Genomic DNA, 10,126 nt, shown 5'->3' on the forward strand with positions numbered 1-10,126 from the left:
ACCACCCGGTGCCACTCAGCGCCTACCGCTCGACGGGCCCGCGGGAGAGCACTGAGGCATCCGCCTGGGCTCCCGCGGCACAGCCCTCCGGGGCGCACTGCGGGCCCCCGTCACACGGGCCGCAGTCGAGCAACCCACCGCACCCGTCCGGCACCACGCCGCACGCCCCGCCCTGCGCCGCGCACGTCGCCGGAACACAAGCGCGCCCCGGCACGTACCGCTCGACGCTGGCGAGTGTCCCGCCGGCATCGTTGAACCCGCCCACCAGCAGCACCTCGCCGCCCGGCAGCCGGACCACCCCGCCCCCGCGACGCGGCACCTGGAGCGCCGTCACCATGCTCCATGTGCCCGTGGCTGGATCAAAGCGCTCGGCCGAGGCGAGCGTCCCCGAGGAGCCGTGGTAGCCCCCCACCACCAGCACCGCGCCGTCCTCGGTGAGGACCGCGCCGTGGCTCTCGCGCGGCATGTGTGGAGGAGCCACGAGCGTCCACGTGTCCGTGGCCGGATCGAACAGCTCCGCCGTCTCCGCCGCGCGAGAGGTGCTGCCGCCCACCACCAGCACCCGCCCATCCGCCAGCCGCGTCACGGTGTGGTCCGAGCGGTGCGTGCCCGCCGCGCCCCCCACGGACCCAGCCTTCGTCCAGTGGCCCGTCGACGGCTCGTACAGCTCCGCCTGCATGCCGCTCACGAAGAGCGCCCGCCCATCCGCCAGCACCACCGCCGCCTGCGCGCCACCGTGGCCCCAGCCCGGAGCCTCCGTGGGAGTCCACGTGCCCGTGGCCGGATCGAACAGCTCGGCCGAGCGGAGCTGGCGCCGATCCACGTCCGCGCCGCCCACCACCAGCACCCGTCCATCCGCCAGCAGCACGGCCGTCGGATCGACGCGCGGCATCGTCATGGGCGCCACGAGCTTCCACTCGCCCGTGGCCGGCTCAAAGAGCTCGGCGCTCGACAGCGCGCCGATGAGCTGCTGAGGCGAGCCGCCCACCCCCAGCACGCGCCCGTCCGCCAGCGTCACCGCCGCGTGGTTGCGCCGCGCCACCTTGAGCGAGCCGGTGACGGTCCACAGGCCGGTGGCCGGCTCGAACAGCTCGGAGGAAGAGAGGGTGCGGGTGCCATCATGGCCTCCCGCCGCGAGCACGCGCCCGTCGGCCAGCTGCACGAAAGGCAACAACCGCCGAGGCGTGGACAGCGCCTGTCCCACCTGCCCGGAGACTGGCTCGTCGGCCGCGGGGCCGGAGCTGCAGGAGAACACCGCCGTGAAGAGAATGGCTGCGATGAAGGATTTCGAAAACCGATGCATGACCCCACCTGCCGCGATACGTCGAGGGGGGTCTGAGTAGCCTGACGGTCTGACATGCTTTCCCGTTAACTCTTGAGTGATTCCCGACGGTTGGGACGACACACGAGGACGCACGCGCACATGAGCGCAGAGGATGGGGATCAGGAGCTTCGAGCGCGGGTGCAGCGGCTGGAGACGCTCGTCGCGTCGCTGGAGGATCGGCTCCAGCAATTGGAGGCGCAGGGAGTCTCCGCGGCCCCCACGTCCGGGCCCGCGACGGCCGCGCCTCCGGCGGCCACCGTCTTACCGGCGCCACGCGAGCGCGAGGATCTGGAGGCGCACCTCGGCACGTACTGGCTGAGCCGGGTTGGCATCGTGGCGTTGATCACCGGCATCGCGTACCTGATCACCTACCACTTCGGAGAGCTGGGAGTGTTCGTGCGGGTGGTGCTGGGCTACCTGCTGAGCGCGGGGCTCGGCGCGTTCGGGCTCTGGTTGTCGAAGCGCTACTCCCTCTTCGGCCGCATCGTCTTCGGGGGCGGGCTGGCGCTGGCGTACTTCGTCACCTACGCGCTGCACTTCATTCCCTCGGTGCGGGTGATCGACAGCGAGGCGCTCGCGCTGGTGCTGCTGGCGGGGCTCGTGGTGGGCATCGTGGTCATCGCCCACCGGATGCACTCGGAGACGGTGGCGGGCATCGCCCTGTTCCTCGGGCTGCACACGGGGATGCTCAGCGACATCACGTCGTTCACGCTGATGTCCACCACGCTGCTGGCGGCTGGCGCGCTCTTCTTCCTGGTGAAGAACCGCTGGGTCATCGTGCCCCTGTCGAGCCTCGTCGCCGTCTACAGCACGCACGTCAACTGGGCGCTGCGCGGTGACGGGGTGCCGCCGGGCACACCCAATCCCGAGCGGCTCCTGCTCAGCCTGGGCTTCCTGGCCGTCTACTTCCTGCTCTTCTCGGTGGCCTTGCTCGCCCGGCCGAAGGAGCTGTCCGTCCGGGCCAGCCTCTGCTTCGCCCTGCTCAACTGGGTGGGGCTGGTGGGGCTCGGGGCCTATGAGGTGGAGCGCCGCAGCAGACCGGACCTGTTCACCTTCATCCTCGTGGCGGCGGTGGCGCACGGAGCCGCGGCGGCGGTGGCCCGGTGGCGGCAGGCCCCGGCGATGCTGTTCCATGCCTACCTGTCGCTGGGCGCCCTCACCCTCGCCCTGGCGATGCTTGCGCACTACAGCGGCGCGGCGCTGGCCGCCTCGTGGCTGGTGACGGGCCTCGTGACGGGGCTGTCCGCGCGAGCCACCGCCTCGCCCATCCTGCGCTGGGTGGGCGTGGGCATCCTGTTCGTGGGGCTTGGGGCCACGGGGTTCATCGTGGACAGCCCTCCGGTTCTCGACGCGGTGGCCTTCGCGTGCTTCCTGCTGGTCGAGCGTGCAGGCGAGCTCCGAGCGGACTGGCTGCCTCCACCGGACACGCTCCAGGCGCAGGGCGTGCTCCGGGCGCTGTGCACGGGTGGCGCGGCGCTCGCGATGGTGTGGCTCGTGGGGGAGTGGATGCCTCAGGGGCTCACGACGCTCGGGTGGGTGGTGGCGGCGTTCGGCATGTTCGCCGTGGGCTTTGCCCTGAGCGAGCGCCGGTACCGGCTCGCCGGACTGGGCGTGCTGGCGCTGGCGCTCGGGCGGTTGCTCATCGTGGATCTGGCGAAGCTGCCCACCAATCAGCGCATCATCACCTTCATCCTGCTCGGGGTGATCCTGCTGATCATCTCGTACACGTACACCCGCGTGCGCCACCGCAAGGGGTGATCCGTCTCGAGCTGTAGTTCCCACCTCTATATGTTCTGGGCGCGGACTACTTCGCGTCCACCACCAGGACCATCCAGCGATCCGTGGAGTGGTCGATGCGGACGTTGGAGGCGCCGGCCGCCTGGAGCTGCTGGACAATCTGCTCCAGGAACACGAGCTGCTCCTTGGGCGCCTCCACGAAGAGGTTCTTGGCGCCCTTGGCCTTGACCTTGGCCTTGGCGGGCTGGGAGGCCGCCCCATTGCCAGCGGTGGCCTCGGAGGCGCCGTTGGACGGCTTGGAGTCGTTGTCCTCCTGCGAGGGCTCTTCGGCGGCGGCCGGAGCCGGACGATCTTGCTCCACCTGCTCGCGGAGCTGCTGGAACGTCTTCGGGTTGAGTGTGGCGTCGAACTTCTCCTCGAAGCGCTCCTGCGCCTCCTGGCGGGAGATGTCCGGCTGGTTGCGGATGAGCTCGAGCAGGAACGTGTTGCGCTCCTCGATCTGGGCCTGGGGAATCCTGGGCATCGTCGTTTCCTCGTGAAGGGGTGTCCGAAAGGGCGGCGCAAGCTAGTCGAGTGCCGCCCTCCAGGAAAGGGAGCACACAGGCCGTGAAATGGAGGGCCTCGGACCCGGAATGTCGCCCGGCCCGGGCCCCACCTGGCAGGCGGCCCGAGCGCGGAAAACCTGGCCCCGCGGCCCGCCGGTGGGTAGTGTGCATGGCACCCTACCTGGCTGGTTTCGCGTGAACGTCCTGCCGCCCCTGCCCGAGCTCGTCGCCCAGTTCCTCCAGCGCTTCGTCCACCAGCCGGTGGGGCAGGCCCACCTCGCCCGCTACGCCGTGGATGCCGCCTTCGCTCGCTCCGCCTTCGAGGACCTCTGCCGCCGGGCCGACGCGGGCGAGGACGTGACGGAGCGGGTGCTGATGAAGCTGCTGCCCCACCGCGACACTCCGTTCAACCGCCAGCGCGGGGCGTGGACCGCGCAGTGGGCTGTCATCAACCGCGAGATCAAGCTGTGGTTCCAGAACGTGGGCTGGGTCCCGGACGCGGCGGCGTGGCGGGACATCGCCGGCAACCTCCTGCGCCTGCTCCGAGCGCTGGAGCGAAGCCCCCAGCAGGCCGCCCTGGATGCGTTCGCCGCCTCGGCGCTGTCGAAGGGCTTCCGCTCGGGGTTCCTCAGCCCGGCGCTGCACTGCCTGCGGCCGGACTTGTACCTCGTCGTCAACGCCAAGAGCCGCCGCGCGGGCAACTTCTGCCTCGCGCTGTGGGGCGAGCCCCGCGAGGTGAGCGTGGCCATCGAAGAGTACCTGGAGGCCAACACCACGCTGCGCTCCGTGCTCGAGCGCCTCAAGCCGCTGGGCATCCAGGACGCCGACCACTTCGACGCCTTCTGCCACTGGCTCTGTGACCGGAAGCTGGGGGGCTACCTGGCTCGGAAGAAGGTGGAGGAGCTGGAGGAGGGGCCACCGGCGGATGACGTGGGCGGCGAGCCCGAGGAGGAGGTGGGGGCATGGGTCGTCCGCAACATGCTCTCGCGGCGCAACCTGCGCACCGAGCTGCGGCGCGGCCGGCGCAGCGTGTGGACGGCCACCCAGCGCAGCTCGCGCGAGTGGCTCCAGGATGCCGAGCCCGGGGACCTGGTCTTCCTCTATCAGGCCAGCCCCGTGCGCGAGGTGCTGGGGCTGGGCCGGCTCGTGGCCGCGCCCGTGCCGGTCGGCGAGGAGACCCGCTTCGAGGTGGAGTTCCTCACCGACGTGCTCTCTCAGCCGATTCCGCTCGCGGCCATCCAGGCGCACTCGACGCTCTCGGGGATGATGATGGCCTCGCCGCGCAGCGGGATGGTGCTGCCCATCCGCGCCGATGAGCTGCCCCACCTCGCGCGGCTCGTCTGCGATCGCAACCCCGAGGTGCGCGAGGTGCTCGCGCCGTACCTGCCCCCCGAGGCCACGGGGCTCGAGCCATCCACGCCCCAGGTTCCGCGCGTGCTGGATCTGGCGGCGTGGGTGGACGAGTGGCGACGAACCTCGGGCTACCCGGATGAGACGGACTCACGGGACGCGCAGCAGCGCGAGGCCTGGGCCCGGCTGCTGGCGAAGGAGGCGCTGGATCGGCTCACGCCCGAGGACTTCCGGCCCGTGTTCCAGCTTGGGGTGCTGGGCTCGACGGGGTCCGTGGCCCGCCTCAATCGCTTCTTCCTGGAGGCCAGCGAGGAGGACCTGGGCCGCTTCCGCGCCACGCTGCGCGACGTGCTGTACGGCGAGGGGCGGGAGGAGCAGCGCCTGGACCGAGCGCTCGACAAGAGCGGCGCCGCGTACGTGCCGGGGCTGAGCGAGGGCGTACTGATGAAGTGCCTGGCGCTCGTCCAGCCCGAGCGCTTCCTGGGCGTGTACTTCTCCGAGGGAGACCACGGGAAGGCGCGGATGATGGAGATGCTCGGGTTGCCGCCGCTGCCCGGCTCGCTCTCTCCGGGCATGTTGGCGGTGCGCTCCAATGATGCGCTCCGCGAGGCGCTGGCGCCTCACATGCCCTCGGCGGGGCTGCCAGCCACTCAGGCCATGCGGCGCTTCCTGTACTGGCTCAAGGCCCGGTTGGATCAACAGCCGCCGAAGGAGCTGGATCCGGCCGAGCGCTTCCTGCACGTCACCTCGCTGCGGCGCGAGCGGCTGGAGGAGCTGTGCGCGCTGCTCGAGCACCGGCACCAGCTCATCCTCTATGGTCCGCCGGGCACGGGAAAGACGTTCATCGCTCGAGAGCTGGCGCGCTACCAGGCTGGCTCCGAGGCCCGCTGCGAGCGCGTCCAGTTCCACCCCGCCTACTCGTACGAGGACTTCGTCGAGGGGCTGAGGCCCCAGGTGGATCCCCAGGCGCCGGGCGGGCTGCGCTACGAGTACCGAGCGGGGATCCTCAAGGCGCTGGCGGAGAAGGCCCAGGCCTCGCCCACCGAGCGCTTCGTGCTGCTCATCGACGAGATCAACCGCGCCGCCCTGCCGCGCGTCTTCGGTGAGCTGCTCTACCTGTTGGAGTACCGCGAGGAGCGGGTGAGGCTCGCGGGCTCGGGGGATCTCTTCGAGCTGCCTCCCAACCTCTACTTGATTGGAACGATGAACAGCGCGGACCGCTCCATCGCGCAGATCGACGTGGCGCTGCGGCGGCGCTTCCACTTCGTGCGGATGGATCCGGACGTGGAGGTGCTGCGGCGCAACCTGCTCAAGTGGGACGTGGCGCCGGACGTGTGTGACTGGGTCGTCGAGGGCCTGGAGGCCGTGAACGCGCGGATTGCCCGCTCGCCGGGCCGCGAGTTCTGCGTGGGCCACTCGTTCTTCATGGACAAGGACCTGGACGCCGCGCGAGTCGAGCGCATCTGGCGCCACGACATCGGCCCGATGCTGGAAGACTGCTTCTATGACTCGCCGCAGGTGGTGATGGAGCTGCGCGCCCTCTTCGACGCGGCCCGGCCGGGCGCGGTGGACATGGCTGAATGATGGCGTGGACGCTCACCGAGTGGGAGTGGACCGAGCTGCCCCTCTCGGCCTCGGATGTGCTGGAGGCCCAGGCGCACCTGGGTTCGGCACTCTCCGTGGAGCCCTCCGTGGGAGGCTTTCGGCTGCGCGCACAAGGAGTGGCGGGGCTGATCGCGCTCCCGGGAGGAACGCTGCACGTGCAGCCCAAGGTGCCGGCGCTCAACCTGCTCGCGCTGATCGACTACGCCGCGAGGGAGGTGAGCTGGGGGGAGGACGTGGTCGGCTCGGGGGCGGAGGAGGAGCTGCTCTCGTTGCTCGGCGCGCTCTTCGTTCGCCGGGTGGAGCGGCTGGCGCGCGGAGGCTGGGTGCGTGGCTACCGCGAGGAGGAGGCAGAGCGCCCGACGCTGCGCGGACGGTGGCTCGTGGGAAGAGACATCTCCCGGCCTCCCACGCACCGTCACCTGCTCTCGTGCCGGTTCGACGAGTTCACCAGCGATGTCGCGCCGAACCGTGTCCTGCTCGCGGCGCTGGGGGTGTTGGAGCGCTCCAGCGCCTTCGGTCCGCGCGTCGCGGCCCATGCGAGGGCCCTGGCCTCCACGCTGACCGACGTGCAGCCGCTGGCGGAGGTGCGCGCGGCGGTGAAGATGCTCGCGGCGGATCGCCGCTTCACGGCGTACGGACCCGCGTTGGGGCTCGCGCGGCTCATCCTGGAGAGCGCTGGCGCCCAGGCCACTCCGGGGATTCATCCGCTCTCGTCCTTCATCATCCGGCTGGCGCCCCTGTTCGAGGCCGCCGTGACCCGGGCCTTGGCGAAGGTGGCCGGCGCGAGGGGAGTGATGTGCCACGCGCAGCGCGCGCTCGCGCTGGATACAGGGGGCCAGCTCACCGCCATACCGGATCTCGTCATCGAGCATGGCGGTGCGCGCCTCGTCATCGACGCCAAGTACAAGCTCCCCGCGGAAGGGCTGCCGCCCGCGGAGGACTTCCAGCAGCTCGTCACCTATCTGGCGTGCCTCGACACGCGCCGAGGAGCGCTCGTGCTCCCGGCTCCCGGAGCGGTGCCGGAGGAGCGCACCCTGCGGCTGAAGACCTTCGGGCGCCCGAGCGAAGTGCGCGTCATCAAGGTGCCGCTCGGGGGGCGCGCGAGCCGGATCAGCACGGCGCTGGAGTCCGCCGCAGAGCGGCTCGTGGCGTGGCTGCCCAGCTCCAAGGCGAGCAGCCAACCGATGTGGGAAACCTCCTCGTAACCGAAAGTATCTATTCATCCCTCAGCGCTTTGCGTGGATAAAGTCAGGTAGTTTCAGCAATTTGCGCTGACCAATCCATTCAGCTATCTATTCAGGAAGCTATTCATCTCTCCCTGAGGAGGTTCGCTCGTGGCCTCGGTGGACCAGCTCCTGACCGAACTCGGTCTATTGGGCTCGGCTCGGACGAGCGACCTGGCAACTCGGCTCGGCGTCTCCCAGCCCACCATCTCCCGGCTCATCTCCGCCGCCGGAGACCGGGTCTGCCGAATGGGCTCGGGACGTGCCCGACGGTACGCGCCCACCCGCTCCCTCTCCACGCTGGGCCCGCAACTACCGGTCTATCGCGTCGATGAGTCGGGAAAGGTCCACAGGGACGGCGAGCTCAACCTCCTCGCGAACGGCCGGCACTGGTTGGAAACAGCGAAGGGGATGGGTGTGCTCTTCGAGGGCCTGCCTCCCTTCGCAGCCGACATGAGTCCTCAGGGCTACGTCGGCCGGAGCTTCACCACTCGGTACCCTGAACTCGGCCTGCCCCAGCGCATCACGGATTGGAATGACGACCACCGGCTGATCGCGCTCGCTCGGCGCGGGGAGGACTGCACGGGCAACCTCATCATCGGCGACGAGTCATTGAATCGATTCCTCGCGCAGACACCCACGTCCGTTCGTCCCAGCGACTACCCGGCGCTGGCTCGCTCTTCCATGGCAGGGCAGCCAGGCTCCTCCGCGGGCGGTGCGCAGCCCAAGTTCGCCACCTATTCGGAAGACCGCCATGTGCTCGTGAAGTTCTCGGGTGCTGACGAGGGTGCAGCCGCCCGGAGGTCGAGGGATCTCCTCGCCTCAGAGAGCTTCGCGCTCGAAACCCTTCGTGTCGAGGGACTCCCGGCCGCGAGCTCGCGGTCCTTGTCCATTGAGGGGCGCCGCTTCCTGGAGGTCGAGCGCTTCGACCGCGTGGGCCTCCGAGGAAGACGCGCGCTGCTGTCACTGGGCGCCATTGACGATGAGTACTTCGGACACCGTGACCGGGCCTGCGGGAAAACCGTCGAAGTGCTCGCACGTCAGGTTCCTGGCGCATGAAACGGATGCGGTAGGCTCCGCGCCATGAGGCTCCCTACCGCTTCCTCGGGCAACTCTCTGGCCCACTCATTGCTCGCCACCGCTCAGCAGCTCGCTCCCCGTGTGGCTGCTCGCTCCGAGGAGATCGAGGCCGCTCGCAGGCTCCCGGCGGATCTCGCCCAGGAGCTGGCCCAGGCCGGCTTCTTCCGCATGTTCATCCCCGAGGCCTACGGCGGCCTCGAGCTGCACCCCGCGCGGATCATCGAGATCATCGAAGAGCTCTCGCGAGCGGACGCCTCCACGGGCTGGTGCGTCATGATTGGCTCGGCCACCGCGATGATCTCGGCCTGGCTGCCCGAGGCCACCGCTCGCGCCATCTTCGAGCCGCAGGAGACCATCACCGGCGGCGTGGCCGCGCCCATCGGCCGGGCCGAGCGCGTGGAGGGCGGCTATCGCATCTCCGGCCGCTGGTCCTGGGCCAGTGGCAGCCAGAACTGCCAGTGGCTCGTGGGAGGCGCGGTCATCACCCAGGGAGGCAAGCCGGTCCTGTCCCCCAAGGGCATCCCCGAGATGCGCACGCTCGTGTTCCCCGCCCGAGACGCGGTGCTCCATGACACCTGGCATGCCTCGGGCCTGTGCGGCACGGGCAGCTGCGACATGGAGGTGAAGGAGCTCTTCGTCCCCGAGGCGTACAGCCTCTCGCTCGTCTCCGAGCGCCCGCGCGTGGCTCGCCCGCTCTATGGCTTCCCCGCCTTCGGGCTGCTGGGCGTGGGGCTGCCCGCCGTGGCCCTGGGGATTGCGCGCCGCGCCCTCGACGAGTTCGTCACCCTGGCCCAGCAGAAGGTGATGTACCCGAGCCGCAAGCTGCTGGCCACCCGGCCCGCCGTGCAGCAGACCGTCGCCGAGGCCGAGGCCCTCCTGCGCTCGGCGAGGGCCTTGCTGCACGAGTCCGTCCACCAGGCCTTCGACGCCGGAGCCCGAGGCGAGCTCACCGTCCGCACCCGCGCCGACCTGCGGCTGTCCTATACGCACGCCACGCGGGCCTCGGCGCGCGTGGTGGACCTGGTGTACGAGGCCGCCGGAGGCCCCGCCGTCTTCCGCACCAGCCCGCTGCAGCGCTGCTTCCGGGACGTGCACGTGGCCACCCATCACGCCATGGTGGCCGCTCCCACGCTGGAGACCATCGGCGGCGTCCTGCTCGGCCAGGAGACCGAGACCTCCCTGCTGTGATCAGCCCCATGACTCCGCGTGGAGGCGAGGGCCTGGCGCCCAGAGGCGAGCACCTCCCGGGCGGGCTATCATCC

At 70.3% G+C, this 10,126-nt stretch carries 7 protein-coding genes; 5 read left to right on the forward strand and 2 right to left on the reverse strand.

Features of this window, described 5'->3' with window-relative positions:
- Window positions 1–22: 22 nt before the first annotated feature.
- Window positions 23–1,303: a Kelch repeat-containing protein gene (locus tag ACJ8AT_RS09965; protein WP_407737426.1), complete on the reverse strand. Its 1,281-nt coding sequence runs from the start codon at window positions 1,301–1,303 to the stop codon at window positions 23–25.
- A 120-nt stretch (window positions 1,304–1,423) separates the two neighbouring features.
- Here ACJ8AT_RS09965 and ACJ8AT_RS09970 point away from each other — a divergent pair, with 120 nt between their 5' ends.
- A complete protein-coding gene (locus ACJ8AT_RS09970; RefSeq protein WP_407737427.1) occupies window positions 1,424–3,082 on the forward strand; it encodes a DUF2339 domain-containing protein in 1,659 nt (552 codons plus the stop codon).
- Between the two features lie 46 nt (window positions 3,083–3,128).
- On the opposite strand, the gene ACJ8AT_RS09975 is transcribed toward ACJ8AT_RS09970, so the two are convergent.
- Window positions 3,129–3,584: a hypothetical protein gene (locus ACJ8AT_RS09975; RefSeq protein ID WP_407737428.1), complete on the reverse strand. Its 456-nt coding sequence runs from the start codon at window positions 3,582–3,584 to the stop codon at window positions 3,129–3,131.
- Window positions 3,585–3,801: 217 nt separating this feature from the next.
- Between ACJ8AT_RS09975 and ACJ8AT_RS09980 the strand changes: the two genes are divergently transcribed.
- The 4 genes from ACJ8AT_RS09980 (at window position 3,802) to ACJ8AT_RS09995 (ending at window position 10,052) form a co-directional block, all read left to right on the forward strand.
- Window positions 3,802–6,540: an AAA family ATPase gene (locus ACJ8AT_RS09980; protein WP_407737429.1), complete on the forward strand. Its 2,739-nt coding sequence runs from the start codon at window positions 3,802–3,804 to the stop codon at window positions 6,538–6,540.
- Entirely contained in the window at window positions 6,537–7,766 is a 1,230-nt protein-coding gene (locus tag ACJ8AT_RS09985) for an McrC family protein (protein WP_407737430.1), read from the forward strand. Before ACJ8AT_RS09980 ends, ACJ8AT_RS09985 begins: the two co-directional genes overlap by 4 nt.
- A gap of 129 nt (window positions 7,767–7,895) precedes the next feature.
- Window positions 7,896–8,843: a HipA domain-containing protein gene (locus tag ACJ8AT_RS09990; RefSeq protein WP_407737431.1), complete on the forward strand. Its 948-nt coding sequence runs from the start codon at window positions 7,896–7,898 to the stop codon at window positions 8,841–8,843.
- A gap of 24 nt (window positions 8,844–8,867) precedes the next feature.
- On the forward strand, window positions 8,868–10,052 hold the full coding sequence (locus ACJ8AT_RS09995) for an acyl-CoA dehydrogenase family protein (protein WP_407737432.1): 1,185 nt from the start codon (window positions 8,868–8,870) through the stop codon (window positions 10,050–10,052).
- The last annotated feature ends 74 nt before the right edge of the window (window positions 10,053–10,126 follow it).

Source organism: Hyalangium sp. (genome assembly GCF_045802625.1).
Taxonomy (GTDB): Bacteria; Myxococcota; Myxococcia; order Myxococcales; family Myxococcaceae; genus Hyalangium.

Excerpts from the sequence above, each read along its gene's own strand:
- ACJ8AT_RS09975 (WP_407737428.1), bottom strand. The coding sequence starts at position 3,584 with ATGCCCAGGATTCCCCAGGCCCAGATCGAGGAGCGCAACACGTTCCTG.
- ACJ8AT_RS09995 (WP_407737432.1), top strand. The coding sequence starts at position 8,868 with ATGAGGCTCCCTACCGCTTCCTCGGGCAACTCTCTGGCCCACTCATTG.
- ACJ8AT_RS09970 (WP_407737427.1), top strand. The coding sequence starts at position 1,424 with ATGAGCGCAGAGGATGGGGATCAGGAGCTTCGAGCGCGGGTGCAGCGG.
- ACJ8AT_RS09965 (WP_407737426.1), bottom strand. The coding sequence starts at position 1,303 with ATGCATCGGTTTTCGAAATCCTTCATCGCAGCCATTCTCTTCACGGCG.
- ACJ8AT_RS09985 (WP_407737430.1), top strand. The coding sequence starts at position 6,537 with ATGATGGCGTGGACGCTCACCGAGTGGGAGTGGACCGAGCTGCCCCTC.